The 26,991-nt window shown below is 69.8% G+C and carries 20 protein-coding genes and 1 pseudogene; 6 read left to right on the top strand and 15 right to left on the bottom strand.

The window, feature by feature from the left end; translation table 11 throughout:
• Nucleotides 1-119: 119 nt before the first annotated feature.
• Nucleotides 120-650 carry a TerD family protein gene (locus tag ABZX79_RS29230; RefSeq protein WP_355264078.1) on the top strand — a complete coding sequence of 177 codons (531 nt, stop codon included), beginning with the start codon at nt 120-122 and terminating at the stop codon, nt 648-650.
• Nucleotides 651-723: 73 nt separating this feature from the next.
• Here the strand turns inward: ABZX79_RS29230 and ABZX79_RS29225 are convergent.
• The 3 genes and pseudogenes from ABZX79_RS29225 to nrdR form a co-directional block, all read right to left on the bottom strand.
• A pseudogene (locus ABZX79_RS29225) lies at nt 724-1,397 on the bottom strand (class I SAM-dependent methyltransferase).
• Between the two features lie 261 nt (nt 1,398-1,658).
• On the bottom strand, nt 1,659-4,550 hold the full coding sequence (locus ABZX79_RS29220) for a vitamin B12-dependent ribonucleotide reductase (protein WP_355264075.1): 2,892 nt from the start codon (nt 4,548-4,550) through the stop codon (nt 1,659-1,661).
• A gap of 126 nt (nt 4,551-4,676) precedes the next feature.
• Nucleotides 4,677-5,195, bottom strand: coding sequence for a transcriptional regulator NrdR (nrdR, locus tag ABZX79_RS29215; protein ID WP_355264072.1), 519 nt, complete (start codon nt 5,193-5,195; stop codon nt 4,677-4,679).
• A 426-nt stretch (nt 5,196-5,621) separates the two neighbouring features.
• On the opposite strand from nrdR, the gene lexA reads away from it, so the two are divergent.
• Nucleotides 5,622-6,407: a transcriptional repressor LexA gene (gene lexA / locus ABZX79_RS29210; RefSeq protein ID WP_214972876.1), complete on the top strand. Its 786-nt coding sequence runs from the start codon at nt 5,622-5,624 to the stop codon at nt 6,405-6,407.
• 96 nt (nt 6,408-6,503) lie between these two features.
• On the opposite strand, the gene ABZX79_RS29205 is transcribed toward lexA, so the two are convergent.
• The 5 genes from ABZX79_RS29205 to ABZX79_RS29185 are packed head-to-tail and all read right to left on the bottom strand — an operon-like array spanning nt 6,504 to nt 14,539.
• A complete protein-coding gene (locus ABZX79_RS29205; protein WP_355264069.1) occupies nt 6,504-8,474 on the bottom strand; it encodes an ATP-dependent DNA helicase in 1,971 nt (656 codons plus the stop codon).
• Nucleotides 8,475-8,530: 56 nt separating this feature from the next.
• Nucleotides 8,531-10,384: an IucA/IucC family siderophore biosynthesis protein gene (locus ABZX79_RS29200; RefSeq protein ID WP_355264066.1), complete on the bottom strand. Its 1,854-nt coding sequence runs from the start codon at nt 10,382-10,384 to the stop codon at nt 8,531-8,533.
• A gap of 60 nt (nt 10,385-10,444) precedes the next feature.
• Nucleotides 10,445-11,170 (bottom strand): GNAT family N-acetyltransferase, encoded by a 726-nt coding sequence (locus ABZX79_RS29195; RefSeq protein WP_355264063.1) that lies wholly within the window; start codon nt 11,168-11,170, stop codon nt 10,445-10,447.
• 40 nt (nt 11,171-11,210) lie between these two features.
• Nucleotides 11,211-13,118, bottom strand: a complete 1,908-nt coding sequence (locus ABZX79_RS29190; RefSeq protein WP_355264060.1) for an IucA/IucC family protein — start codon at nt 13,116-13,118, stop codon at nt 11,211-11,213.
• A 29-nt stretch (nt 13,119-13,147) separates the two neighbouring features.
• Nucleotides 13,148-14,539, bottom strand: coding sequence for a diaminobutyrate--2-oxoglutarate transaminase (locus ABZX79_RS29185; RefSeq protein ID WP_355264057.1), 1,392 nt, complete (start codon nt 14,537-14,539; stop codon nt 13,148-13,150).
• 312 nt (nt 14,540-14,851) lie between these two features.
• On the opposite strand from ABZX79_RS29185, the gene ABZX79_RS29180 reads away from it, so the two are divergent.
• Together ABZX79_RS29180 and ABZX79_RS29175 are read left to right on the top strand one after the other, a co-directional pair.
• A complete protein-coding gene (locus ABZX79_RS29180) occupies nt 14,852-16,084 on the top strand; it encodes a hypothetical protein (protein ID WP_355264054.1) in 1,233 nt (410 codons plus the stop codon).
• An 86-nt stretch (nt 16,085-16,170) separates the two neighbouring features.
• A complete protein-coding gene (locus tag ABZX79_RS29175; RefSeq protein WP_355264051.1) occupies nt 16,171-17,349 on the top strand; it encodes a hypothetical protein in 1,179 nt (392 codons plus the stop codon).
• 86 nt (nt 17,350-17,435) lie between these two features.
• Here ABZX79_RS29175 and hflX read toward each other — a convergent pair whose 3' ends face one another.
• From hflX to miaA, 6 genes are all read right to left on the bottom strand, one after another.
• Nucleotides 17,436-18,935: a GTPase HflX gene (gene hflX, locus ABZX79_RS29170; protein ID WP_355264048.1), complete on the bottom strand. Its 1,500-nt coding sequence runs from the start codon at nt 18,933-18,935 to the stop codon at nt 17,436-17,438.
• 150 nt (nt 18,936-19,085) lie between these two features.
• The gene (locus ABZX79_RS29165; RefSeq protein ID WP_355264045.1) at nt 19,086-20,579 is read right to left on the bottom strand and encodes a M1 family metallopeptidase; all 1,494 of its coding nucleotides are present in this window, start codon (nt 20,577-20,579) and stop codon (nt 19,086-19,088) included.
• Between the two features lie 124 nt (nt 20,580-20,703).
• A complete protein-coding gene (locus ABZX79_RS29160; protein WP_355264042.1) occupies nt 20,704-22,821 on the bottom strand; it encodes an HD domain-containing protein in 2,118 nt (705 codons plus the stop codon).
• 190 nt (nt 22,822-23,011) lie between these two features.
• Nucleotides 23,012-23,908 carry a diaminopimelate epimerase gene (gene dapF, locus ABZX79_RS29155; RefSeq protein WP_355264039.1) on the bottom strand — a complete coding sequence of 299 codons (897 nt, stop codon included), beginning with the start codon at nt 23,906-23,908 and terminating at the stop codon, nt 23,012-23,014.
• 34 nt (nt 23,909-23,942) lie between these two features.
• Nucleotides 23,943-24,380 carry a hypothetical protein gene (locus tag ABZX79_RS29150; RefSeq protein WP_214973139.1) on the bottom strand — a complete coding sequence of 146 codons (438 nt, stop codon included), beginning with the start codon at nt 24,378-24,380 and terminating at the stop codon, nt 23,943-23,945.
• A 106-nt stretch (nt 24,381-24,486) separates the two neighbouring features.
• A complete protein-coding gene (gene miaA / locus ABZX79_RS29145) occupies nt 24,487-25,425 on the bottom strand; it encodes a tRNA (adenosine(37)-N6)-dimethylallyltransferase MiaA (protein ID WP_355264036.1) in 939 nt (312 codons plus the stop codon).
• Nucleotides 25,426-25,608: 183 nt separating this feature from the next.
• Here miaA and ABZX79_RS29140 point away from each other — a divergent pair, with 183 nt between their 5' ends.
• Together ABZX79_RS29140 and ABZX79_RS29135 are read left to right on the top strand one after the other, a co-directional pair.
• A complete protein-coding gene (locus ABZX79_RS29140) occupies nt 25,609-25,854 on the top strand; it encodes a hypothetical protein (protein ID WP_355264033.1) in 246 nt (81 codons plus the stop codon).
• Between the two features lie 24 nt (nt 25,855-25,878).
• Nucleotides 25,879-26,160 (top strand): antitoxin, encoded by a 282-nt coding sequence (locus ABZX79_RS29135; RefSeq protein WP_355264030.1) that lies wholly within the window; start codon nt 25,879-25,881, stop codon nt 26,158-26,160.
• 96 nt (nt 26,161-26,256) lie between these two features.
• Here ABZX79_RS29135 and ABZX79_RS29130 read toward each other — a convergent pair whose 3' ends face one another.
• Nucleotides 26,257-26,991 carry a class III extradiol dioxygenase subunit B-like domain-containing protein gene (locus tag ABZX79_RS29130; protein WP_355264027.1) on the bottom strand — a complete coding sequence of 245 codons (735 nt, stop codon included), beginning with the start codon at nt 26,989-26,991 and terminating at the stop codon, nt 26,257-26,259.

Raw genomic sequence — 26,991 nt, 5'->3', positions numbered from 1 at the left:
GGAACACGACTGAGTGCCACCCGAGTTGTCGGTGGTCGGGGCTAGCCTGGTTCCAGGTGCACGTTCGCACAGCTCGCGCCGGTGAGAGCCGGCCGGGTTTCCAAGGGAGGGGAAGACCGGTGGGCAGTCTCAACAAAGGGGTGGGCAAGGTCGAAGTGACGCTCAGGTGGGACCCGAGCCCCCTGGGCAAACCGGCCCATGACCTCGACATCATCGCCGCGACGTACGCCGTAGAGGACCCGTACGGCAGCCCGGCGTACGTCGTGCACTTCGACAGCCGCTCGCCGGACGGCACCATCACCCTCAACAGGGACAGCCGCGACGGCCAGGGCTTCGGCTTCGACGAGGTCATGACCCTGGAGCTCAACCGGCTGGCACCCGCCTACGCCCGGGTGGTGGTGGGCGTAGCCATCCAGCAGCGCGATGGAAGGACGACGTTCGGCGAAATAGTGAATACGGGCTTCCGTATCCGTGAGGGCTACACCGTGCTCGCGGAGAACAATTTCGCCGGCGTATCGGCCTCGACTGCCGCCACCATCGCCGAGTTCACGCGAGACGGCTCGGCAGGCTGGGAGTTTCGCGCCCTCCTCCGGGGATTCGACACCGACCCGAATTCCTTCGCCGGAGCGATGGGAAGCAGCTTGACCTGACGGCCGTGTCTGCTCGAAACGCCGAGGGGCGGCGAGCCCGTCAGGCCCGCCGCCTTTCATGTCCGGTTGGCCGTCAGGCGCGGCAGCGCAGCATCTCCAGTGGCGGGTTGGCGAGGCAGTCCGCCGAGAAGTCCGCACCGAACTCGCGCACGCCGGCGTCGGACACCTCCAGCGGGACCCAGGCCACCTCGCTGAATCCGGCCGCCCGCAGACACTTCTCGTAGACATCGCGGCGCGGGCAGGCGCCGATGAACGAGATCGGCGGGTCGAGCAGCGCCGTGATCCTCACTCGCGGTGCGGTCTCGATCTCCTCCCCGGTCGGCTCGCAGAGAAAGCCGTACTTGGCCAAGGACGGCCCGTCGAAGCGGAGGTCGGGTGACTGGGCGAGCACGAAGAACTCGGCGCCGGGTTTCAGGCTCCGGTGCACGTTGCGGCACATCCGCTCCATGGCGGCCACGTCCTGCGCGTAGTTGAGCAGCTGAACCCCCAGGGCGACGTCGAAGCGCTCCTCGAGGGGCCGCAGTTCGGACACATCGCCCAGCTCGTAGCGCACACCAGCGGATCGCGCTCCTCAAACGCCCGTGCTGCGGCGACCATTTCACCGGAGATGTCCACTCCGAACACCTCCGCGGCGCCGCGTCTCTTGAACTCCCTGCCACGCACGTCCCCGACCATGGCCAGGAAGCTGGGCACCTCCCCGTACTGCGCCAGCGGCAGGGCCTTGAACCCCTCGAACGCCTCACCGATCTCGTCGTACGGACACGCCGAAGCCTCTGACTGGCAGTCTCTACGTACCCCGACAGACCCTCGTGCTGGCAGAAGCCATAAAAATCCGGGCACCGTCCCGGCTCCGCGTACAGGCGGGCCATCGGCCTGTACGTCATCCCCGGCCTGCCGGCCGCCGCCGCGATCCTGGTTCAGCCGGAAAGCCAGAAGGGGACCGGCCTACGGCCGGTCCCCCTCGTGAGCTGCTGGTCAGCTACCTGTGCGGGCTGATTCCGCCTGGTATCAGCTGCAACCGCTGGTCGAGCCGCAGCCCTCGCAGATGTAGCAGCTGCCCGCACGCTGCATCTTCGTACCGCAGGAGAAGCACAGCGGTGCGTCCGCGCTGATGCCCAGCTGCATCTCGACGAGCTCCGCCGAGGTGTGCACCTGCTTCTGCTCCGGCACGGCCTCCACCTTGGGGGCGGGGACCGGCTTCAGCGTCTCCGTCTGGCGCGGGGCGGACTGGGCCAGGCCCTCGACGTCGACGTCGTCGTCGTCCATCGACGGCTCGTACGAGCCCGTCTCCAGGTGACGCTGACGTTCGTCGGCGGAGTGGATACCCAGCGCCGAACGAGTCTCGAACGGCAGGAAGTCCAGCGCCAGGCGGCGGAAGATGTAGTCGACGATCGACTGCGCCATCCGCACGTCCGGGTCGTCCGTCATGCCGGCCGGCTCGAAGCGCATGTTCGTGAACTTCGAAACATACGTCTCCAGCGGAACGCCGTACTGCAGACCGACCGAGACGGCGATCGAGAAGGCGTCCATCATGCCCGCGAGGGTCGAGCCCTGCTTGGACATCTTCAGGAAGACCTCGCCGAGACCGTCGTCCGGGTAGGAATTGGCGGTCATGTAACCCTCGGCCCCACCCACCGTGAAGGAGGTGGTGATCCCCGGGCGGCCCTTGGGAAGGCGCTTGCGCACCGGGCGGTACTCGACGACCTTCTCGACCGCGGCGCGGATCGTTTCCTCGGTCTTCGCCGTGACCTCGGCCTTGACGTCCTTCTTCTTCGCGGAGAGGGGCTGGCCGACCTTGCAGTTGTCGCGGTAGATCGCGAGCGCCTTGACGCCCATCTTCCACGCCTCGAAGTAGACCTCTTCGACGTCCTCGACGGTGGCCGTCTCCGGCAGGTTCACCGTCTTGGACAGCGCGCCGGAGATCCACGGCTGGATGGCCGCCATCATGCGGACGTGGCCCATCGCGGAGATGGAACGCTCGCCCATCGCGCAGTCGAAGACCTCGTAGTGCTCCTGCTTCAGACCGGGGGCGTCGATCACATTGCCGTTCTCGGCGATGTGGGCGACGATCGCCTCGATCTGCTCCTCCTGGTAGCCCATGCGACGCAGCGCCTGCGGCACCGTGCCGTTGACGATCTGCATCGAGCCGCCGCCGACGAGCTTCTTGAACTTGACCAGCGCGAGGTCGGGCTCAAGGCCGGTGGTGTCGCAGGACATCGCGAGACCGATGGTGCCGGTGGGCGCGATGACCGAGGCCTGCGCGTTGCGGAAGCCGTTCTTCTCGCCGAGGCGGAGAACGTCCTGCCAGGACTCCGTGGCAGCCGCCCAGATCGGCGAATCCAGGTCGTCCACGCGCGGGGCGGTGGCGTTGGCGTCGGAGTGCTGCTTCATGACGCGCTTGTGCGGCTCGGCGTTGCGGGCGTAGCCGTCGTACGGGCCGACGACCGCGGCCAGCTCGGCCGAGCGCTTGTACGACGTACCCGTCATCAGCGAGGTGATGGCGCCGGCCAGCGAGCGGCCGCCCTCGCTGTCGTACGCGTGACCGGTCGCCATGAGGAGGGCGCCGAGGTTGGCGTAACCGATGCCCAGCTGACGGAAGGCGCGGGTGTTCTCACCGATCTTCTGCGTCGGGAAGTCCGCGAAGCAGATGGAGATGTCCATCGCGGTGATGACCAGCTCGACGACCTTGGCGAAGCGCTCGGACTCGAACGACTGGTTGCCCTTGCCGTCGTCCTTGAGGAACTTCATCAGGTTCAGCGAGGCCAGGTTGCACGAGGTGTTGTCCAGGTGCATGTACTCGCTGCACGGGTTCGACGCGGTGATCCGGCCGGACTCGGGGCAGGTGTGCCAGTTGTTGATGGTGTCGTCGTACTGGATGCCGGGATCGGCGCAGGCCCAGGCGGCCTCGGCCATCTTGCGGAAGAGCGACTTGGCGTCGACCTCCTCGATGACCTCACCCGTCATACGGGCGCGGAGGCCGAACTTGCCGCCGGTCTCGACCGCCTTCATGAACTCGTCGTTCACACGGACCGAGTTGTTGGCGTTCTGGTACTGGACGGACGCGATGTCGTCGCCGCCCAGGTCCATGTCGAAGCCCGCGTCACGCAGCGCGCGGATCTTCTCCTCTTCCTTGACCTTGGTCTGGATGAAGTCCTCGATGTCGGGGTGATCGACGTCGAGTACGACCATCTTGGCCGCACGGCGCGTGGCGCCGCCCGACTTGATCGTTCCTGCGGAGGCGTCGGCGCCGCGCATGAAGGAGACCGGGCCGGAGGCGTTGCCGCCGGAGGAGAGGAGCTCCTTGGAGGAGCGGATACGGGAGAGGTTCAGGCCGGCGCCGGAGCCGCCCTTGAAGATCATGCCCTCTTCCTTGTACCAGTCGAGGATCGACTCCATGGAGTCGTCGACGGCCAGGATGAAGCAGGCGGAGACCTGCTGCGGCTGGGGCGTGCCGACGTTGAACCAGACCGGCGAGTTGAAGCTGAAGACCTGGTGCAGGAGGGCGTACGCCAGCTCGTGCTCGAAGATCTCGGCGTCCGCGGGAGAGGCGAAGTAGTTGTAGTCCTCACCGGCCTTCCGGTACGTCTTCACGATCCGGTCGATCAGCTGCCGCAGACCGGTCTCGCGCTGAGGCGTACCGACGGCCCCCCGGAAGTACTTGCTGGTGACGATGTTGACCGCGTTCACCGACCAGAAGTCGGGGAACTCGACGCCACGCTGCTCGAAATTGACCGAGCCGTCGCGCCAGTTGGTCATGACGACGTCACGACGCTCCCAGACCACCTCGTCGTACGGATGCACGCCGGGCGTGGTGTGGATGCGCTCGATGCGCAGGCCCTTGCCGGTCTTGGATCCCTTGGTGCGGGAACCTCGTGCCGGGCCGCTCGCCGTCTCTGTCATGCCGCCTCCCATATACGTACAAAAACGCTCTGACGTGCCCAGTTCTTCCCGGGGCACGCTGTGTGTCTGATGTTCCGGACGCCGCAAACAGCGGCCGGAGCAGGTCTGGTTTTTTTCGCCGGCCGGTCAGTCGGCGGCAGCGGCGGGCGCGGGGACCTCAGGGGTCACGCCGGGCCCGCAGCCGCATTCACTTGCGGGCGGCCGCTCTTCGCGGAGCTCCGCGATGGCGGCCTCGAAGTCTTCGAGCGAATCAAACGCCCGGTACACGGATGCGAAGCGCAGGTACGCGACAAGATCGAGTTCCCGCAATGGGCCGAGTATGGCCAGCCCCACGTCGTGGGTGGTCAGCTCGGCGCTTCCGGTGGAGCGCAGCGCCTCTTCGACCCGCTGGCCGAGCTTGGCGAGGGCGTCCTCGGTGACCGGTCGCCCCTGGCATGCCTTGCGCACGCCGGAGATGACCTTGGTGCGACTGAAGGGCTCGGTGACTCCGCTGCGCTTGATCACCATCAGTGAGGCGGTCTCCACCGTGGTGAAACGGCGGGAGCAGTCGGGGCACTGACGGCGCCTGCGGATCGACGTTCCGTCGTCGGTGGTGCGACTGTCGACGACGCGACTGTCGGGGTGCCTGCAGAAGGGGCAGTGCATGGATCCCAACCCTCCCTCACAGCACGACTGAATAGCCTCGGCCGGCCCCACCTGGGGCCCTCCGAAGCAGCCCCAAGCATAGGGGATCGTGGGGCTCCTGATCGCACTTGGGGGACCACATGTAGGCGACTGCGGCCATGTGACCACTAGATCTTGGGTCTGAGTGCTTTTGGCCCTCCGCGCGTGTCGCGGCGCTCGTCGCGCGGCGACACGCTGACGACACCCCCGCCACGCCTCGTCTCAGCCGCGAAGGTTACCGTAATGGCCCGAATTGCCATTCGGCTCAAAACGGCCCCTCATACACCCCACTGCGCGTTCGAGAAAGGCATTCTGCGCTTTTTCACTCGAACGTGTGTTTGGCGCAACCTTTCGAAAGCTACTACCGTTGTCCAACCAGGGAGAGAGACAATCTCGAGAGGGGCCGACGTGACCACCACCGCTGACAGTGCAACTATCACTGCCCAGGACCGATCCCAGAGCCGACTCGAGCCGGTGCATGCCATGAATGAAGCAGCCACAAATCCTGAGGGCCCCAAGCCCTCGCGTTCGCTGCCCGGCCGACCTCCAGGAATCCGGGCGGACAGTTCCGGCCTCACTGATCGGCAACGACGGGTCATCGAGGTCATCAGGGACTCGGTGCAACGGCGAGGATACCCGCCGTCCATGCGCGAGATCGGTCAGGCGGTGGGCCTCTCCAGCACCTCTTCCGTGGCCCATCAGCTGATGGCCCTCGAGCGCAAGGGCTTCCTGCGCCGTGACCCGCACCGCCCCAGGGCGTACGAGGTGCGGGGCTCGGACCAGCCGAGCAGCCAGCCCACCGACACGGCCGGCAAGCCTGCCGCGTCGTACGTCCCGCTCGTCGGCCGGATCGCGGCCGGCGGACCCATCCTCGCCGAGGAGTCGGTCGAGGACGTCTTTCCGCTCCCCCGGCAGCTCGTGGGCGACGGCGAGCTCTTCGTCCTCAAGGTCGTCGGTGACTCGATGATCGAGGCGGCGATCTGTGACGGCGACTGGGTGACGGTACGCCGCCAGCCGGTCGCGGAGAACGGCGACATCGTGGCCGCGATGCTCGACGGTGAGGCAACGGTGAAGCGGTTCAAGCGCGAGGACGGCCACGTATGGCTGCTCCCGCACAACGCCGCGTACCAGCCGATCCCCGGCGACGAGGCGACGATCCTGGGCAAGGTCGTGGCGGTGCTGCGGCGGGTGTGAGTCCCGCCGACCGGTCGGCCCGTCGGCCAAAGACCGAGCCCCTGGAACCCACTGCGCCGGTTCCAGGGGCTCGCTGCTTTCTGCGGCTGAGCCGCCCTACTGCCCGTCGGCCTCCGCCTTGGCGTTGATCGCGGCCAGGGAGCGGCGTACCTGATTGCGGTCCGTGGTGTACCAGAAGTCCGGCAGCGACGCCCGCAGGTAGCTGCCGTAGCGGGCATTGGCCAGCCTCGGGTCGAGTACGGCGACGACCCCGCGGTCCCCCATGGCCCGTACGAGCCGTCCCGCACCCTGGGCCATCAAGAGCGCCGCATGGGTGGCTGCGACGGCCATGAAGCCGTTGCCTCCGGCCTCCTCGACCGCCTTCTGCCGGGCGCTCATCAGCGGGTCGTCGGGCCGGGGGAACGGAATCCGGTCCATGACGACGAGCTGGCAGCTGGGCCCGGGCACATCGACGCCCTGCCAGAGCGACAGCGTGCCGAAGAGACACGTCTTCGGGTCCGCCGCGAAAGACTTGATCAGCTCACCGAGCGTTTCCTCACCCTGGAGCAGGATCGGCATGTCGAGCCTGCCGCGCAGTTCCTCGGCCGCCTCTTTCGCCGCCCGCATGGAGGAGAAAAGCCCCAGCGTGCGGCCTCCGGCGGCCTCGACCAGTTCGGCGAGTTCGTCCATCATGTCGCCACGCGAACCCTGGCGGCCCGGCGTGGCGAGCTGCCGGGCGACGTACAGAATTCCCTGCTTCGGGTAGTCGAACGGCGAGCCGACGTCCAGGCCCTTCCAGACGGGGACGTCGTCCCCCTTCGTGCCCTCGGGCGACAGGCCGAGAGAGGCGCCGACGCCGTTGAAGTCCCCGCCCAGCTTGAGCGTGGCAGAGGTCAGGACGACGGACCGGTCACTGAAGAGCTTTTCTCGCAGCAGCCCCGATACGGAGAGCGGGGCGACACGCAGAGAGGCCCCGTAACGGTCGTGCCGCTCGCACCAGACGACGTCGTACTCGGAACCGTTGGCGATCCGCTCCGCGACACCGTGGATGCTTTCGACCGCCGCTAGTGCCTGCTTGCGTACCGCGTCCTCATCCTGGACGGACTTGTCGCGGGTAGAGCCGATGGCCGAGATGACGTTACGGGCGGCGTCACGCAGCGCCATGATGGCGTATCCAAGATCCTCCGGGATCTCTTCGAGCCGCCCGGGAAGCGCGAGCTCCATCAGCCGCTCGAAGGACTCCGCCGCGGTCTGGAGAGCGTCGGCGGCCTTCTCGTTGACCAGCTTGGCTGCCCGGCGGACGGCCCGGTTGACCTGCCCGGGGCTGAGTTCGCCGGTCGCGACGCCGGTCACCCGTGAGACCAGCTCGTGGGCTTCGTCGACGATCAGGACCTCGTGCTGAGGGAGCACGGGGGCGCCCTCGATGGCGTCGATGGCGAGGAGAGCGTGGTTGGTCACGACGACGTCGGCGAGCTTGGCCCGCTCGCGGGCCGCCTCGGCGAAGCATTCCGCTCCGTACGCGCATTTCGACGCGCCCAGACACTCCCGCGAGGAGACGGAGACCTGACCCCAGGCACGGTCGGAGACACCGGGGGTGAGATCGTCGCGGTCGCCCGTCTCGGTCTCGTCCGCCCAGTCGCGCATGCGCAACAGATCCTTGCCGAGCTTGCTGGTCGGAGCGGCGGCTTCGAACTGGTCGAAGAGCCCGTCCTCCTCTTCCTGCGGTACGCCCTCGTGGAGCCGGTGCAGGCAGAGATAGTTCGACCGCCCCTTGAGCATGGCGAACTCGGGGCGCCGGCGCAGCAGCGGATGCAGCGCCTCGACCGTACGCGGAAGATCACGCTCCACGAGCTGGCGCTGCAGGGCCAGGGTCGCCGTCGCCACGACGACGCGCTCGCCGTGCGCCAGGGCCGGCACCAGGTAGCCGAGTGACTTTCCGGTGCCGGTGCCGGCCTGGACGAGCAGGTGGGCATTGTCGTCGATGGCTCCGGCCACGGCCTCGGTCATGGCGACCTGGCCGGGCCGCTCCGTGCCGCCGACGGCGGTGACGGCGGCATGGAGGAGCTCGGGGAGGGAGGGCTTCGTCATAGCCCGTCCAGCCTACGGGGCACCACTGACAACCCGGGTCACACCCGGCGAGCGCATCAGGACAGGTGGAGCGGGTTGGGGACAGTGCCGTGCACCGCGGCGTGCGGGCGGCTGGGGCGGTCGCGATAGCCGTCGAGGTGCAGACGATTGCGGTTCAGGCACAGGCGCTCGATCCGCGGGGTGAGCAGGTCGAAGATCTCGTACCGGTCCTTGAGCTCCGGGAAGCGGGCCTGGTGCCGCAGGATTTCAGCCCGTACGAGTGACCAGAACTCATTCTCTGGAACGCCCAGTTGATCTTCGCACAGGGGCGCCAGATAGCGGAACACACCGACGAACAGGCCGGAATGGATGAACTGTGTGAGAAAGGCGGGAGGCTCGGTCAGCAGGACCTCGCGCACGTCGTCGGGCATGGAGTCGTGCTCGGGCAGTCTCTGCGCGCTCACGTTCACGTCGTCGACGAAGTCCTTGATCGCCAGACGCACCGGGATGTCGTGGTCGTCGAAGACAACGATGGCGTTCTCGCCGTGCGGGGAGAAGACAGTGCCGTAGCGGTACAGGAAGTGCAGCAGCGGGGGCAGCAGCGCGGTGAAGAGCCGTCGGAGCCATGCGGTGGGCGCGAGGCCGGAGCGGGTGACGAGTTCCGCGGTGAAGGCCCGCCCTTCGGGGTCCGTGTGCAGCAGGGATGCCAGCGTGCGGGCGCGCTCTCCGGGGGCCAGCCTGCCCGTGAGCGGCTCGCGCCAGATCGCTCCGAGGAGCTCTCGGTACTGGTACGGGACCTCCGGGAGACCGTCGTACAGGGGGTGCTCGACGGCGACGGATGCGACCTCGCCGAGGAGGATCACCCCGCACTCGTCCCGCAGGAAGGGGTCGGCGTCCCGCAGTCCGTGCACCCAGGCGGTGACGGCGGGCGCCGCCAGGGTGCGCTCGGTGGGCAGTCCTCGCCAGACGAGCGTGTTGAGGACGGCGAGCGGCAGCTTCACCGTATGCCGGTCGGGACGGCTCGTATTGAGGAACGTACGGATGGACTGCTGCGGCAGCCGTACGTCGCCGTCCGTGGGGAGCGGCACGATGGCGCCCTGGGCGACGGCGGGGGCGAAGAGCGGCAGGACCACTTCGTCCCACTGCCAGGGGTGCACGGGCAGATAGAGGTACCGCTCGGGGTCCAGGCCGCGGGCGAGGAGCGCGGCAGCGAACGACTCGCGGGTGGGGACGTCGAGTTCGCGTGCGTAGAGGCGCTCGGGCGTGGCCAGTAAGGGGACTCCGCGGTAGCCCGCGAGCTCGGTGCTGACCGCGATCCAGGGAAGCGTGGCCGGTGTACGGGCTTCGGGGGCCCAGCGGGCGGTGTCGGTGGCGGAGAAGCCGAGGCGGCCCTTGTTGAGGACGAGCCAGGGGTGGCCGGTCTGGTGCCCTTCGAGTTCCGCGTACCCGAGGTCGGCGAGGTGCGCGGCGGACACGGCGGCGTGATCGAGGCGGGCGTCGGCGGCCAGGGTGGCGCTCAGCTCGCGGATGAGGTGGCCGAGGGTGGCTCCGTCGAGGCCGAGGAGGCGGCGGGCGAGGACGACAAAGCGGAGGGGGTCGCCGAAGGGGCGGCCTTCGGCGGTGGCGTCGGCGTGCACTTGTGCGTCGGCGTCGCGCTCGTGCAGTTCGATCGATGCCGGATTCACGCGCCAGCTGCCGTAGGCGCCGCGAACCGCCCGGAAGGAGAGCGTGCCGCCGTCGTCGAGCGGGAGGGTGTGACGGTCGCCGGCGGGCGGCGGCACGGGCTCGATGATCTCCTCGTACGCGAACTCACCGAGCATCTTGGCGAGGAGGCGGCGGGCTGCCAGGTCCCAGGTGCCCGGTTTCAGTTCGGGTGGAGTCGGCAGCGGGAGCGGGTCCTCGAAGTCATGGGCGACAGCGGGCTTCGGCACGGGGACTCCTCGAGGTGGAACCTATTCGGGGCGAGCGGTGTATGAGAAGTAGCGGGTTGTTCACAGCAGGTTTCGCAGGGCGCGGTCGCGGACCATGAGCGCGGCTCGCTTGTCGGGGAGGTCGAGTTCGGCTGAGAAGCGGAAGCCGGCCCGGAGGAAGGCGGAGACGGAGGGGGTGTTGCGCATGTCCGGTTCGGCGACGACGCGTGCGCAGAGGGGACGCCTGTCGAGTACGAGGTCGGCGACGGCTCGCAGGAGGGTGGTGCCGAGGCCGCGGCCGCGGTCGGCGACACCGCCGACGAGGAGATGGATGCCGGTGTCGTGCGGGCGGGCCGGGTAGTGGCGGGCCAGCGGGTCGAGGTCGGCGCGGTAGATCTCCCAGTAGCTCATGGGTACGCCGGCCAGTACGCCGAGGCAGGGTGCGCTGCGGCCGTCGCCGTCGAGCTGGGTCCGCAGGTGGGCGGCGGTGACCTCTTGCGGACCCGCCAGCTCCCAGAAGGCGGCGACAGCCGGATCGTTCATCCACCTGCTGATGAGCGGCAGGTCCCGCTCGATGCGTACGGGAACGAGCTGGAAGACGCCGCCGGAGGTAGTCACGGGACCCCAGTCGGCGGGGGTGTCGAGGAGGTCGTCGCCGACGGCGCGGGGGCCGCTCACCGGGCCGTCGTCACCGAAGAGCGCGATGAGCTCTTCGGTGAGCCGCAGGTCGAGGGTGTCCTCGGTGCTGGATCCGGCGCGGGGAGCGGAGTTGGTTCCTGCGTCGGTGCTCGCATCGGCGGGAGGCACGGCGACGCTCCTCTCAGCAGTTCGGTTGGGGCATGTTCCTTCAGGTACGAAGGGGGTTGGCGATGGTGACGTAGACGGACTGGGTGTCGACCGGGCCTTCGAGTTCGTCGAGGCCGTGCAGCCGGGTGAGCAGGTTGGCCTTGCAGCGGAGGCTGGGGCTCTCCAGGAGTTGGGCGGGAAGCGAGGAGCCGAGGGCGCTGTTCTTCGCGAGGAACTGTCGCAAGGCGGCGATCAGAACGCGCTCGTCGGCCAGCCGCTGGGCCCCGAACGCCCCGATCAGGCCGAAGACGTTGTTGATGCCGAGGTAATAGGCGAAGCGTTCGTCGGTGACGTCGTCGGGGACGAAGGTGTCGCTGGTGGCGCCGATGCCGGGAAGGCGGCGTTCGAGTTCGGCGCGGTGGGATTCGCGGAAGTAGTAGCCCTGGTTGTCGCGGTAGCGGCCGCCGACGGGCCAGCCGTCGGGGGCGAGGAGGACCAGGGTGTTCTGCTGATGGGCCTCCAGCGCTACCCCTGCTGTGCCGTCCAGCCAGAGCACCGGGCGTACGACGTGGTCGAGGTAGCGCAGGAACCACTCGGCGGCGACTGCTCCGGTGGGCCGGCCGGTCCGGGCGGCGAGCCGGGCGACGACTTCGGCGAGGCGGGAGTGCATCCCGGTGCGGCCCGGCCAGGGGCGCGGGGCGGTGAGGCCGGCGATGCAGACGGCGTCGTCGCCGGGGCCGAACGGGTTGTGGCGCAGCAGGGCGTCGAGGCCGGGGATCGGTTCGCCGTCGGTCGTGTCCACGGCGAGCCATGCCGGGTCGCGGACGATGTCGAAGCCGGGGTGGGCGGACTGCCATTCCTCGGCCAGCCCGCCGCGCAGCAGCCGGTGGACTTCGACGCCGCGGTGGAGTTCCTTGCGGAGGTTTTCACGACGGGAGTTGGTGATGCGTACGCCGAGCGAGAGCTTGAGCATGGCGGGCGAACCGGGGCGGTGCACGGTACGGACGGAGGAGGTGGGGTGCCACGGGGCGCCGTGTGGGCCAAGGTCGTGGAGGAGACCCTGCTCCAGGAGCGCCGCGACGGCAGGCCGGTGCGTGAGCTCGCGGGCCTGCCAGGGGTGGAGGGGCAAGGGCACCGAGTGGTCGGGCAGCGGGAGGCCTTCGGCCAGTCGGACGACGAGCTGCTCGACGGAGACAGCGCGGCCTCGTTCGGTCCAGGCCGAGTCCTCGGCCAGTACGGACCGGTCGACAGCCATCCAGTGCAGCGGAAAGGAGCCGTGCAACTCGGGTGAGTACAGGAGCGCCTCGGCCTCGGAGAGGCCCTCTCGGCTCTTGGGCGTCGGGTGCAGCGGGTGCCCGAGGAGAAGGGACTGTTCCGCACTGAGGAACAGGTCGGCCTCTGCGGCCGGGCCGGGGTGCCGGCGCCGCTCTGCGATGAACGCGGCGGTGCGCCGCACCGAGTCGGCGACCCGGCCGACCAGGTCCGCGCCTTCGCGCTGGCCGGCCTCGCGGCCGAGGAGGGCGGCGACCGTGACGGCGTCGGCGGAAGGAGCGCCCTGCGGTCCGCCTTCCAGCGCCGGCATGCCGAAGCGGTGCCATCCGGTGGCCGACCAGTAGCGGACGGGGACGAGCAGCGCGGTGCCGCTGGCGTCGAGCGGGATGCGCAGGGTGGGGCCCAGTGGCCGGGTGAGGTCGTTCTCCCGGACCCAGCAGCGCAGCAGGTTTTCGACGGCTGCCGCCTCTGCCGCCGTGTGCGGGTCGGGGTGGTCGAGAAGGTCCGCGGCCGTGCCCGCTGCCTGCGGGCGTGCGCCTGGCCCCGGCGTGCGCGGCTCCCCGTGGGTGCTGCCCTTCTGCCGGGGCACCTTGGCCTCGTCGACCACGAGACGGCCGTGCGGACCGCCCTGTCCTCGGTCGTGGGCGGTGGGACGGTCTTCGGCCTCGGACGCATCGGGTGCGGGAGTGGAGTTCACGGGGGTCTTCCTTGGGACGAGGTCCGGGGTCAGTTCGACAGCCCGGTCTGTGGCCGGTGGTACGAAGAGCGCTCGGCGGCCGACAGCGCGTCGGCCAGACGGTCGAGGACCGCCGAGGCCTGTTCATCAGTGAGGGTGAGAGGAGGCAGCAGACGTACGACGCCGGAGTGCCGCCCGCCGAGCTCGACGATGAGTCCGCGCTCCAGACACTCCTGCTGGACGGCGGCGGCCAGAGCGGGCGCCGCCGGGGGCGCGCCCGTGGACGTACGGCCGTCCGCGTCCGGATCGGCGTCGGGGTCGACGAGCTCCACGCCGATCATCAGCCCCCGGCCGCGTACGTTCCCGATGCAGGGGTGATCGGCGGCCAGCCCCTGCAACTGGCCCATCATGCGTGCGCCGAGCACGCCGGCGCGCTCGGCGAGCCGGTTCTCGCGTACGTACGCCAGGGTGGCGGCGCCCGCCGCCATGGCGAGCTGGTTGCCGCGGAACGTACCGGCGTGAGCGCCCGGCTCCCAGGCGTCGAGGTCTGCCCGGTAGACCACGACGGCCAGCGGGAGGCTGCCGCCGATGGCCTTGGACAGGACCATCACATCGGGCACGACGCCACTGTGCTCGACCGCCCAGAAGGTGCCGGTCCTGCCGACTCCGGTCTGCACCTCGTCCGCGATGAGCGGGATGGAGCGGTCCGCCGTGATCCGGCGCATCCGGCGCATCCAGTCGTCCGGCGCGGGGATGACGCCGCCCTCCCCCTGCACGGGTTCGAGGATCATCCCGGCCGGGGCCGCCACCCCGCTCTTGGGGTCGTCGAGGAGGTTCTCGGTCCAGCGGGCGGAGAGTTCGGCGCCGCGTTCGCCGCCCACCCCGAAGGGGCAGCGGTAGTCGTACGGATAGGGCAGGCGCGTCACCCGTACGTCCTGCGCACCGCCCGACGCGTCGAGGGCGCCCGCCGTCATGCCGTGGTACGCCCCGGTGAAGGACAGCAGTCCGCTGCGTCCGGTGGCCGTGCGTACGAGTTTGAGCGCGGCCTCGACCGCGTCCGTACCCGCCGGGCCGCAGAACTGCACCCGCGCGTTGTCGGCGAGTCCACGTGGCAGCGTCGCGAAAAGCTCGGTGATGAACGCGTCCTTCACGGGGGTCGCGAGGTCCAGCACATGGAGCGGGGCGCCGGAGTCGAGCACCTTCTTGATGGCCTCCAGGACCACGGGGTGGTTGTGCCCGAGAGCCAGGGTCCCCGCCCCCGAGAGGCAGTCGAGGTAACGGCGCCCGTCCGCTCCCTCGATCGTCAGCCCCCGCGCGCGTACGGGAACGATGGGCAGCGACCGCGCGTACGTACGGGCGGAGGACTCGCGCAGCGACTGGCGCCGCAGGATCCCTTCGTGCGCGGTCGTCAGCACCGCAGCGGCAGGTTCGGTCACGGCCACGTCTCTTGGTCCTCCCGCAGTGAAGCTTCCGTCGTGCGCAGTTGTCTCCAAGTGCGTGCCCATTAGGGCTGAACGCCGACCCTGCGTCCCCCGTACGTACCAACGACGGTGGCGCCGGGGGATCACGGGCAATAAGAAGATCCTTACGTCGGGGGAACCGCGGCCCTGCCGCGCGCCGTCCCCATCGGCACCGGCATAGTGGGGACCGCACTCCGGCCCGGAGCTCCGCCGTCGGGGTGCGCGATGTGTGCATCGTTCGCAGAGTTCGCAGAGTTCGCTGAAGAAGATTTCGAAGTCCCAGGGGGATCAAGCATGCGACCCATTCGCCCGACCATCGCAACACGTGGCGGGAGGAGCGCGCGTCGCCGAACCTCCCCTGTATTCGCCGCTGTCGGCCTTGCCGCCGTCCTCGCCCTGACCGCGACAGGCTGCGGTCCGAGCGAGCAGGACAACGCGAGCGGCGATCCGAGTGCCGGCACCAGCCAGGCCGCCGACGGCAAGATCGTCATCCCCGACGACCTGAAGGACCGGCTCAAGGAGCACGGCGTCGATCTGGACAAGTGGAAGGGCGGCGCCTGGAAGGACTGGAGCAGGGACGACTGGCTCCGCGAGGCCGAGGACTACATCAACCCGATCATCGAGGACCTCTGGGACCCGGACCGGATGCGGGACGCGGAGCAGCCCGACAAGCCGGTGGACAACGACATTTCCGGTGACGAGGGTGTCACCGACCCGACGCCCGCGCCGGTCCAGGCACAGCCCGTCAAGACCCCGTACACGACGAGCACTCCCGAGGCCGGGAAGCTCTTCTTCGACGGTCCCCAGGGTTCGATGGTCTGCTCCGCGACCGTCATCAAGGACCCGGCGCATCCCGGCAAGTCCAACATGGTGTGGACGGCCGGCCACTGTGTGCACGCCGGCAAGAAGGGCGGCTGGTACCGCAACATCGCCTTCGTCCCGTCGTACAACGACACCGGCAAGTCGGCCAAGGAGCTCGACGGCGCGCCGAAGAACGAGAAGGAAATCATGCCGCACGGCGTGTGGTGGGGCGACTGGGCACAGACGTCCGAGCAGTGGATCGCCCAGGGCGGCCCGACCGGCGGCGAAGGCGCTCCGTACGACTACGCGGTGCTGCACGTCACCCCGGAGAAGGGCAAGGGCGACGGCAAGTCGCTTGAGGAGACAGTCGGTTCGGCTCTTCCGGTGGAGTTCAACGCGCCGGCCACACCTGAGATCTCGAGCATGACGGCGACGGGTTACCCGGCCGCCCCGCCCTTCGACGGCCAGAAGCAGTACCAGTGCGCCGACAAGCCGGGACGCCTGTCCATCAAGGCCGGTGAGCCGACGATGTACCGCATCGGCTGCACCATGACGGGTGGTTCCTCCGGCGGTGGCTGGACGGCCCTCGGCCAGGACGGCAAGCCCGCGCTGGTCTCCAACACCTCGATCGGCCCGGTGACGGCCGGCTGGCTGGCCGGGCCGCGCCTGGGCACGGAAGCCAAGGGAATCTACGACGCGGTGAGCGGAAAGTTCGCCAACCAGTAGGTGCAGTCGTTCAGTGAATGCTGGTCAGGGGCCCTCGGCGGGTGTGCCGGGGGCCCCTGACCTGAACTACAGGGGGAATGGTTTCCATGCGCTCCATACGTCCGTTGCTCGCCGCCACCGCAACCGTGGCGGCTCTCGCTCTGACGGCCACCGCGTGTGGCCCCGGCGAGGAACAAGCCGCCGGCGAGGCGGCCGACAGGCCCAGCGCTTCCGCACCCGCCGGGGGCGCGGAAGCCGCCCTTCCCGCCGACCTCGCCGACAAGCTCAAGGAGCACGGAGTCGACGTCGACAAGTGGAGGGACGGCGGCTGGAAGGACTGGGACAAGAAGGACTGGCTGCGCAAGGCCGAGGACTACGTCAACCCGGTCATCGAGGGCCTGTGGAAACCCGAACGGATGAAAACGGCGAAGGCCCCGGCCAAGACGATGGCCACTGCCGGCACATCCGGCGGGCAGGGCGTGTCCGACCCTGAGCCGCGTCCGGTCGAGGCCGAGCGGGAGAAGACCCCGTACCACGACCACGCGGCGCCCGTCGGCAAGGTCTTCTTCGACTCCCCCGAAGGCTCGATGGTCTGCTCCGCGACCGTCGTCAAGGACCCGGAGAACCCCGGCAAGTCCAACCTGGTGTGGACGGCCGGCCATTGTGTGCACGCGGGTCAGGCCGGCGGCTGGTACCGCAACATCGCCTTCGTTCCCGCCTACAACGACCTGGGCAAGTCGGCGGCCGCCCTGGAGAACGCCCAGCAGCGGGAGATCTCCCCGTACGGCGTCTACTGGGCCGACTGGGTCTCGACCTCGGGCGAGTGGATCCGGGACGGCGGCCCGACGGGCGGCGCGGGCGCTCCGTACGACTACGCCGTCATGCACGTGAAGCCCGAGAACGGCGGCAAGTCGCTCGAGGAGACCGTGGGCAACGCCCTGCCGGTCAGCTTCAGCGCCTCCGACACCACGAGCATCGACGCGATGGGCGCCTGGGGCTACCCGGCCGCGCCCCCGTACAACGGCCTGATCATGCACAAGTGCGTGGACCGTCCGACCCGCCTGTCGATCAGCCCCGGTACGCCCACGATGCACCGCATCGGCTGCACCATGACCGGCGGTTCCTCCGGCGGCGGCTGGTTCGCCACGCAGCCGGACGGCAAGTTGGCGCTCGTCTCCAACACCTCGATCGGCCCGGTGACTTCGGGCTGGCTGGCGGGCCCGCGCCTGGACAAGGGTGCTGAGCGGATCTTCACGACGATGAGCGAGAAGTACGGCAGCAAGTAGCCACCGCGGAGCGCACACGCCGCCGCACAGCCCGAAGGCCCGCTCCCTCGTCGTGAGGGGCGGGCCTTCGGTATCGCTTTCCCGTACTAGCGAGTCGCCGGGACGTACGGCGCCAGGTCCGCCGCCAGCTCCTCGTGCACGCGCACCCTGATCAGCGTGCCTTCCCCGGTGTGCTCCTCGGAGATCACCTCGCCGTCGGCGTGTGCCCGCGAGACCAGCCCGCCGTGCGTGTACGGCACGAGAGCCTCGATCTCGACCTCGGGCCGGGGCAGCTCCGAGTCAATGAGCGCCAGCAGCTCCGCCATGCCCGCGCCCGTACGGGCCGACACCGCGATCGCGTGGCGTTCGATCCGCAGCAGCCGCTGCAGCACGACCGGGTCCGCCGCGTCCGCTTTGTTGATAACCACGATCTCGCGCACGTTCAGCGCGCCGACGTCGCGGATCACTTCGCGTACGGCCGCCAGCTGCTCCTCCGGCGCCGGGTGCGAACCGTCCACCACGTGCAGGATCAGGTCGGACTCGCCGACCTCCTCCATCGTGGAGCGGAACGCCTCGACGAGGTGGTGCGGCAGGTGCCGGACGAATCCGACGGTGTCGGCGAGCGTGTAGACCCGTCCGCTCGGCGTTTCCGCGCGGCGGACGGTCGGGTCGAGGGTGGCGAACAGTGCGTTCTCCACCAGCACGCCCGCGCCCGTGAGGCGGTTGAGCAGCGAGGACTTACCGGCGTTGGTGTATCCGGCGATCGCGACCGAAGGCACCTGGTTGCGCTTGCGCTCCTGGCGCTTGATGTCGCGGCCGGTCTTCATCTCCGCGATCTCCCGGCGCATCTTCGCCATCTTCTCGCGGATCCGTCGCCGGTCGGTCTCGATCTTGGTCTCACCGGGACCACGGGTGGCCATACCGCCGCCACCACCGGAACCGGCGCCGCCCATCTGCCGGGACAGCGACTGACCCCAGCCGCGCAGTCGCGGCAGCATGTACTGCATCTGCGCCAGCGCGACCTGGGCCTTGCCCTCGCGGGACTTGGCGTGCTGGGCGAAGATGTCCAGGATCAGGGCGGTGCGGTCGACCACCTTGACCTTGACGACGTCTTCGAGGTGGATGAGCTGGCCGGGACTGAGCTCACCGTCGCAGACGACGGTGTCGGCCCCGGTCTCGAGCACGATGTCGCGGAGTTCGATGGCCTTGCCCGAGCCGATGTACGTGGCCGGGTCCGGCTTGTCACGGCGCTGGATGACGCCGTCGAGCACGAGGGCGCCCGCGGTCTCCGCGAGAGCCGCCAGCTCGGCCAGCGAGTTCTCAGCGTCGAGCACGGTTCCCGAGGTCCAGACACCGACCAGCACCACACGCTCCAGGCGCAGCTGCCGGTACTCGACCTCGGTGACGTCTTCGAGCTCGGTGGAGAGGCCGGCCACGCGTCGCAGCGCGGCACGGTCGGAGCGCTCGAACTGGTCGCCGTCCCGCTCCTCGTCGACTTCGTAGCTCCAGGCGACGTCCTCTTCCATCAGGGCATCGGCCCGAAGGCTCTCGGTCACGTTCTCCGTGAAGCTCTGTGCGTCCTTGGAAGCGGAAGAAGAGGAGGTCATTGGATCCTTACGTCGATAGAAAAGTCGGTTACGTTAGTCACAACGCGTGACGTGGGCGGAAGATTCCCGAAGTGTCCGGAGGTCCCCCGTCCCGGCAGCGCCGACGACCCGTTGATAGTGGCACGGTGCGCCCCGGGCCGTCACTCCGGTTTATGCCCGCTTCCCTGCCGCCTTACCTGCCGCCTTACCTGCCGCCTCGCTCCGCCAGTCCGGGTGCCCCGGCATGGCCGGCGTCTTCTTGCCGTACAGCCACTCCTTGAAGAAGCCGGACAGGTCCCGGCCCGCGATCTCCGACGCGAGGCTCGTGAAGTCGCCGGTCGTGGCCGTGGAGTCCCGGTGGTCGCTGACCCACCGCCGCTGCAGCCGTCCGAACGCGTCCTTCCCGATCTCCTGGCGCAGCGCGTACAGCACGAGCCCGCTGCCGTCGTAGACGACCGGCCTGAAGAGGCTGATCTTCTTCCCCGGGTCGGGGCTCCGGGGAGCGGCGGGCGGTCCGCCCTGCTCCCGCCACGTGTCCGACTGCGCGTACGCCCGGCGCATCCTGTCCTCCAGCGGCTGCTTCGCGTGTTCCTCGGCGTACCGCGCCTCGTACCAGGTGGCGTGCCCTTCGTTGAGCCACAGGTCGGACCAGGAGCGCGGCGAGACGCTGTCGCCGAACCACTGGTGCGCCAGTTCGTGGACCATGATCGATTCGACGTACCAGGCGGGCAGGTCGGTACGGGTGAACAGCGACCGTTCGAAGAGCGACAGCGTCTGTGTCTCCAGCTCGAATCCCGTGTCCGCGTCGGCGACGAGCAGCCCGTACGTCTCGAGGGGATAGCGGCCGACCTGCCGCTCCATCCATTCGAGCTGCGCGGGTGTCTTCTTCAGCCACGGTTCGAGCCGCGCGCGGTACGCGGTGGGCACGACATCGCGTACGGGAAGCCCCTTCGGCCCGCTCCTGTGCACCACGGTCGACCGGCCGACAGAGACCTGCGCGAGTTCGGTCGCCATGGGATGGCTGGTCCGGTACGTCCAGGTGGCACCGCCCGCCGCCTTTTCGGCCCTTCCCACCGGCAGCCCGTTGGTGACTGCCGTCATGCCCTTCGGAGCGGTGACACGGAACGTGAAGAACGCCTTGTCCGCGGGATGGTCGTTGCACGGGAACACGCGGTGCGCCGCGTCGGCCTGGTTGGCCATGGCGAGACCGTCGCGCGTACGCACCCAGCCGCCGTCCGCGCCCTCCTTGGGGCTGGGATGGCTCGTGTGCCGGACGGTGATCCGCAGCGGCCATCCCTCGTACACCGGCTCCTCGGGCGTGACGATCAGGTCCTCCCCCGCCGTCGCGAACGCCGCCCGCTCGCCGTTCACCTCGACCGACGCGACGGTGCCGTGCGAGAAGTCGAGGTTGACCCGGTCGAGCTGCTCCGTGGCCACGGCGTCGATCTTCGTGACGGCGTCCAGGGGCTTGCTGTTGCTTCCGCCGTACGTGAAGGAGATGTCGTACGCGCGAACGTCGTATCCGGGGTTCCCCAGGTGCGGGAAGAGCGGATCGCCGATGCCGAGCGCGACGGGTGGTGCGGGGGCGGGCACGGTCGCGGCGACGAGGGTGGCCGATGCGGCGGCCAGCAGGGCGGCACGCAGGCGCCGGGAGGTGAGCAGCATGATCTACCGCTATCAGCGCCCTCCCCGGCCGCCGTGACGGCGCGCGACGCTCCCACTCGAAAGAGCTCTGTGTTCGATCAAGCGGTGGTCCGGTCAGCGGTGGTCCGGCCGGGCTCCTGCTCGCTCAGGCACCGGCGGGATGCTGGGCGCGGCCCACGTCGTACACACCCGGCACCTCGCGCATCGCGCGCATCAGCGCGGGAAGCAACGCGGCGTCGGGGAGCTGGAGCGTGTACGTGTGTCGCACGCGCTGCTCGCTCGGCGGTTCCACGGTGGCCGAGACGACCGCCGCTCCCGCGGTGGCGATGGCCTCGGTGAGGTCGGCGAGGAGTCGCGGGCGGCCGAAGGACTCGGCGACGAGGGTGACCCGGCAGTCGCCCGTGGCCAGCCAGCGCACGCCCACGGGCTCCCGCCCGCGCGCCTGCATCCGGCCCACCGCCGGGCACTCCTCGCGGTGCACGGTGACGACGCCGCCGCGCACCGCGAAGCCCGTGACGGCGTCGGGCGGTACGGGCGTACAGCAGCCCGCGAATCGTACGGTCGCGTCCGGCAGGTCCACGACGGCGTTCTCGGCGACCCGGCGCACCAGCGTGTCGATGCCGGGGGCCGGTGCCGCCCCTCCCCCGGGCCTGGGCTCCGGCGGCCGGCCGGCTCCTCCCGGCGCGGTTGCCTCGTCCTGCGGATGGGCGGAGAGCCAGCCGCTGATGGCGATCCTCGCGGCGGGCGTACGGGCGTGGTCGAGCCACTCGGGCGAGGGCCCCGAGCCGATGTCGTGGGCGAGGAGCAGCTGCACCGTGTCGCCGTCGCTGAGCACCGTGCTGAGCGTCGCCAGCCGGCCGTTGACCCGCGCGCCGATGCAACGGTGCGCCGCCTCGCCGTACTGGGCGTACGCCGCGTCCACGCAGCTCGCACCGGCCGGCAGCCCCAGCACGGCGCCGTCCGAGCGGAACACGGTGATCTCGCGGTCCTCGGCGAGGTCCGCGCGCAGCGACGTCCAGAAGGTGTCCGGGTCGGGTGTGGCCTCCTGCCACTCCAGCAGCCGGGAGAGCCAGCCCGGCCTCGTGGGGTCGGCGCGCTCCCCTTCGACGGCGGGCTCCGTCCCGTCGGTCGGCGTGTAGGGGTTGCCGAGGGCGACGACTCCCGCCTCCGCCACCTTGTGCATCCGGTGCGTACGGATGAGGATTTCGGCAACCTCGCCGTCCGGACTCGCGACGGCGGTGTGCAGTGACTGGTAGAGGTTGAATTTGGGCGCCGCGATGAAGTCCTTGAACTCGGAGATCACCGGCGTGAAGCAGGTGTGCAGTTCACCCAGTACGCCGTAGCAGTCGGCGTCCTCCGCGACGAGCACCAGCAGCCGTCCGAAGTCCGTGCCGCGCAGTTCGCCGCGTTTGAGCCTGACCCGGTGCACCGAGACGAAGTGCCGGGGCCTGACGAGCACTTCGGCGGCCAGACCGGCTTCCCGCAGCACTTTCCTGACCTCCTCCGCGATGACGTTCAGCGGGTCGCCCGCGGTCGCGTCCGCCGCGATGAGGGCGCGCGTGTGCTCGTACTCCTCGGGGTGGAGGATCGCGAAGACCAGGTCCTCCAGCTCGGTTTTGAGGGCCTGTACGCCGAGCCGTTCGGCGAGCGGGATCAGGACGTCGCGGGTGACCCTGGCGATCCGGGCCTGCTTCTCGGGGCGCATCACGGTGAGGGTGCGCATGTTGTGCAGCCGGTCGGCGAGCTTGATCGACATGACCCGGACGTCGTTGCCGGTGGCGACCAGCATCTTGCGGAAGGTCTCGGGTTCGGCCGCGGCGCCGTAGTCGACCTTCTCCAGTTTCGTCACACCGTCGACGAGGAAACACACCTCCTCGCCGAACTCGGAGCGCACCTGGTCGAGCGTCACATCGGTGTCCTCGACGGTGTCGTGCAGGAGCGCCGCGGTCAACGTGGTGGTCTCGGCGCCGAGTTCGGCGAGGATCAGTGTCACGGCCAGCGGATGCGTGATGTACGGCTCGCCGCTCTTGCGCATCTGCCCGCGGTGCGACGACTCGGCCAGTACGTACGCCCTGCGCAGGATGGTGAGGTCCGCGTCGGGATGGTGGGCGCGGTGGGCGTCCGCGACGTGGCCGATCGCGTCGGGCAGCCGGTCGCGCGAGGTGGGGCCGAGCAGTGCGACGCGGCCGATCCTGCGGAGATCGAGCCTGGTGCGGCCACGCCTGCGGCTGGTGGCACCTGGGTTGGCGGCCTCTGCACTCATGGGGCACCTCCGGCAGCGTCGACCGGCGGTGGACGGGTGGACCCACGTCCCCGGCCGGTGCTTGATGCTACCGAGCCCACCACGCCCCGCAGTCCCGCTCCCGCCCAGCGTGAACCGGATCACCCATTCGAGCGAAGCTCTATGCGATGCCCGTTTCCCGCTGGTCGTACGGGCCTCGGGAGACGTAGTGCTACCGGGCCGGAGCGATCCACTCCGGATCGATGGTGCCCTCGGCGACGATCACGGCGGGCCCGGTCATCTCGACGGCCCCGTCCGGCTGCTCGGTGATCACCAGTCGCCCGCCGGGGAGGTCCACGGTGTACGTCACGGGCTCACCGGTGGCGGCGGGATCCGCGCCGTCCCTGCGGGCCGCTGCGACGGCCACGGCGCACGCGCCCGTACCGCAGGAGCGGGTCTCGCCCGAGCCGCGCTCGTGCACGCGCATCGCGACGTGGCGCGGGCCGCGGTCGACGACGAACTCGACGTTGACGCCCTGCGGGTAGGCGGAGGCGGGGCTGAAGGGCGGGGCGGTGAACAGATCGCCGGCGTGGTCCAGGTCGTCGACGAAGGCGACGGCGTGCGGGTTGCCCATGTTCACATGGCGGGCCGGCCATTCGCGGTCGCCCACAGAGACCGTTACGTCGCCCTCCGGGAGAACCGCGCGGCCCATGGAGACAGTGATGTCACCGGTGTCGCCGATGTCGCCGCCGGCCTCGGCCTTGGCGATGTGCACCTGCTTGACGCCGCCGCGGGTGGCGACGGCCAGGTCACCCTCGCCGACGAGGCCCGCGCGCTGGAGGTAGCGGGCGAAGACGCGGACGCCGTTGCCGCACATCTCGGCGATCGAACCGTCGGCGTTGCGGTAGTCCATGAACCACTCGGCCGCGTCCGCCATCGGCCGGGCCTCGGGATGCTCGGCGGACCGTACGACATGCAGCAGGCCGTCGCCGCCGATTCCCGCCCTGCGGTCGCACAGTTTCGCGACGAGGGACGAGGGCAGGTCGATGTTGTTGCCCGGGTCCGGGACGATCACGAAGTCGTTCTCGGTCCCGTGGCCCTTGAGGAAGGCGATCGGCGAGGTACTCACGGCGTCAATCGTACGGGGCGGGTACGACAGCCGGTCAGCGGAGGCGGGCCACGCGCCAGACCGCCAGCGCGACCAGGCCACTGCCCACGACGACGTACAGCGCGATCAGCCGCCAGTCGGGCCGCTTGCCCGACTCCCTGGACGGCAGGCCCGGCCAGGTGTGCCCCACGCGGCGGGCGGCCATCATGCCCCAGCCCGCGGCGCAGCAGCTGATGAGCAGTCCCAGCATGGCGACGACCGCTCCGCCGTCGCCGAACTCGAAGGCGAGGGGGAAGGCGAACATCAGGGACCCCATGGCGGCGAGTCCCACGATCGGCGCGAGCTGCCAGATCCGCAGGCGCCGCTGCGGGCGCAGCTCGACCTCGACCTCGGGGCCCGTCCCGGTTCCGGGCGCCCCGTCCTGGTCGTCGGGCCCGTCGGGGCTCAAACGGTCCGGTTCGTCCTGTGCTGTGTCACGAGGGCCGGCTTCCATCGCCACACGCCCTCCCAACTTGGACTCACTGGTCGATCGAAGCTTGATGATGGCACGGGCCCGGGCACCCGGATGACGGGCGGAGCGTCCCGATGCCATCACGTGATCAGGCTGTAACCGCTCGTTCGACCAACGCCAGCGCCCGATGCGGGAGTTCCGCGCGGTCCTGTGCCGCGCCGCTCAGCCAGTGGACCCTGGGGTCCCGGCGGAACCAGGAATCCTGGCGACGGGCGAAACGCTTGGTGGCGCGTACGGTCTCGGCGCGTGCTTCTTCCTCGGTGCATTCCCCCGCCAGCGCGGCCAGTACCTGCTGGTAGCCCAGAGCGCGCGCCGCCGTACGCCCCTCCCGGAGGCCCTGCGCTTCGAGGGTGCGCACCTCGTCCACGAGGCCCGCTTCCCACATGCGGTCGACGCGCAGGGCGATGCGCTCGTCGAGCTCGGGGCGGGCTACGTCGACGCCGATCTGAACCGTGTCGTAGATCGAGTCGGGGCCGGGCAGGTTGGCCGTGAAAGGCTTCCCGGTGATTTCAATCACTTCGAGGGCGCGGACGATGCGCCGGCCGTTGCTCGGCAGGATCGCGCGCCCCGCGTCGGGATCGGCGGCCGCCAGCCGCGCGTGGAGCGCGCCCGGGCCGCGCAGCTCCAGCTCATCCTCCAGGCGGGCCCGTACCGCTGGGTCGGTGCCGGGGAATTCGAGGGCGTCGATGGCGCCCCGTACGTACAGTCCGGAGCCGCCGACGAGGACGGGCGTACGGCCCTCGGCGAGCAGCCGGTCGATCTCCGCGCGGGCGAGCTTCTGGTACTCGGCGACGCTCGCCGCCTCGGTCACGTCCCAGATGTCGAGGAGGTGGTGCGGGATGCCGCCGCGTTCCGCGGGCGTCAGTTTGGCGGTGCCGATATCCATCCCCCGGTAGAGCTGCATGGAGTCGGCGTTGACGACTTCCCCGCCGAAATGCTGGGCGAGGGCGACGCCCAGATCGGACTTTCCGGCTGCCGTGGGGCCGACAACGGCGATGACCCGCGGTGCGGGAGCTGCAGTTCTCACTCGCACAGTCTCGCAAACCTCACGCCCCCTCCCCGAACGAGTTACGTGACGGCACGCGGCCGGGTTCGTTGCCTGTTGCGAGGTTCCGACCGCCGGTTTACGGACCGGTGCCCCCGGGCGACGCAATGAGACGCTCCGGTCGGGCGCGGGATTTCGCCCACACGAGTAAGGTATGGAGCAGATATGGGCGTTTTTGCATGGTTTCGCCGCAAGTCCACGGATGCCGTTGAGGCGTCAACCGAGGAGGCGCAGGCCGCCACTCCGACGGCCGACTCTCCGCAGGCCGCCGCGACGGAAGCTGAGGAAGCCGGTGCCGCAAAGGGCGCCGAGGTTTCCGAGGCCGACGCAGGGGACAACGTGGAGATCCCCAAGCAGCAGTCCGCGGACGAAGCGGCGGACAATGAGGCTGGAGAGAGCGCCCGTAAGTAGTCCCCCGAAGAGCGAAGGTGATCCATGGGCTTCCTGGATTCGTTGAAGGCCAAGCTTGCTCCTGCGAAGGACAAGGTCTCGGAGCTCGCGCAGCAGCACGAGGGCAAGATCGAGCAAGGTCTGAGCAAGGCCGCCAAGGCGGTCGACAGCAAGACCAAGGGCAAGTACAGCAGTCAGATCGAGTCGGGCACGGGCAAGGCGAAGCACGCCCTGGACCGCATCGCGCACAAGGACGACGGGCCTGGCGGAACCGGGGGCCCCGGCACTGGCACCACGCCGCCGCCTTCTCCCCCTCCGGCCGGCTGACACGTGGCCTCCTGAACGACAGCAACGGTGGACGGCCGTGGAGCACATCGCTCCACGGCCGTCCCGTGCTTCCGTCCCGTGCTTTCCGCTGCCCCCTCAGGACCAGACGGCGACGAAGTATCCGACGCCATAGGGGGCGTCCTCGTACAGCAGCTGTCCGGCGAGACCGGCGCCCTCCGCGGCGCCCGCCAGGACCTGCCAGGGCGCCCGGCCCGCCGCCTTGAGTTCGTACGCCAGGTGCTCGTCCAGGGCCGTCAGCGCGGCCGTGTCGGCCGCGCCCAGCGCACGCGCGGCCGCCGCGTCGAACCCCTCGGCCCGTTCGTCCAGATAGCCGGGCGCCTTGAGCGTCCGGCAGGCGCTGCCGTCGCCGAGCACGAGAAGGGCGACCCGTTCCGCCCGTGCGGCGAGTTTCCGGCCCTCCTGTACGCACAGGGCGCCGGCGAGCCGTTCACCGACTCCGAGCCCTTCTACAGGGGCGTCCGCCCACTGCGTACGGGAGAGCAGCCAGGCGCCCACGGAGAGCGACGGCGGAAGCTCACGCTCTGCGGCGCTTCCCGGGAAGCTCTCCTGCGGCGTTTCCGTCGTTCCAAGGAACACTCCGAAATCCACGCCGAAGCCCTTGAAGCTTCCAGTAGCCCCCTGGGCATACGTTTCGGTGCCGTCCTGTCCTGCGGGGCCGACCACGACGAGCAGGTCGGGGCGGGACGCGGCCAGCAGCCCCAGGGCGTCCGCGCAGGCCGTCCGTACGGCGTCGAGTTCCGAGGCGGCACCGGAGGCGACCTCGGGGACCAGCAGGGGCGGGCAGGGGCATACGGCGGCGGCGACAAGCAT

It is taken from the genome of Streptomyces sp. NPDC002994, assembly GCF_040611155.1.
Classification (GTDB): domain Bacteria; phylum Actinomycetota; class Actinomycetes; order Streptomycetales; family Streptomycetaceae; genus Streptomyces.
The sequence above is the reverse complement of the archived record's forward strand: the minus strand, read 5'-3'. Positions and strand labels throughout refer to the sequence as shown.

Bases quoted from the DNA above. Each gene is read 5' to 3' on its own strand.
- ABZX79_RS29205 (WP_355264069.1), bottom strand. From the start codon at position 8,474: ATGACGAAGCCCTCCCTCCCCGAGCTCCTCCATGCCGCCGTCACCGCC.
- ABZX79_RS29220 (WP_355264075.1), bottom strand. From the start codon at position 4,550: ATGACAGAGACGGCGAGCGGCCCGGCACGAGGTTCCCGCACCAAGGGA.
- ABZX79_RS29130 (WP_355264027.1), bottom strand. From the start codon at position 26,991: ATGCTTGTCGCCGCCGCCGTATGCCCCTGCCCGCCCCTGCTGGTCCCC.
- ABZX79_RS29180 (WP_355264054.1), top strand. From the start codon at position 14,852: ATGCGACCCATTCGCCCGACCATCGCAACACGTGGCGGGAGGAGCGCG.
- nrdR (WP_355264072.1), bottom strand. From the start codon at position 5,195: ATGCACTGCCCCTTCTGCAGGCACCCCGACAGTCGCGTCGTCGACAGT.
- ABZX79_RS29140 (WP_355264033.1), top strand. From the start codon at position 25,609: ATGGGCGTTTTTGCATGGTTTCGCCGCAAGTCCACGGATGCCGTTGAG.
- ABZX79_RS29160 (WP_355264042.1), bottom strand. From the start codon at position 22,821: ATGAGTGCAGAGGCCGCCAACCCAGGTGCCACCAGCCGCAGGCGTGGC.
- ABZX79_RS29175 (WP_355264051.1), top strand. From the start codon at position 16,171: ATGCGCTCCATACGTCCGTTGCTCGCCGCCACCGCAACCGTGGCGGCT.
- ABZX79_RS29135 (WP_355264030.1), top strand. From the start codon at position 25,879: ATGGGCTTCCTGGATTCGTTGAAGGCCAAGCTTGCTCCTGCGAAGGAC.
- ABZX79_RS29150 (WP_214973139.1), bottom strand. From the start codon at position 24,380: ATGGAAGCCGGCCCTCGTGACACAGCACAGGACGAACCGGACCGTTTG.
- hflX (WP_355264048.1), bottom strand. From the start codon at position 18,935: ATGACCTCCTCTTCTTCCGCTTCCAAGGACGCACAGAGCTTCACGGAG.
- ABZX79_RS29165 (WP_355264045.1), bottom strand. From the start codon at position 20,579: ATGCTGCTCACCTCCCGGCGCCTGCGTGCCGCCCTGCTGGCCGCCGCA.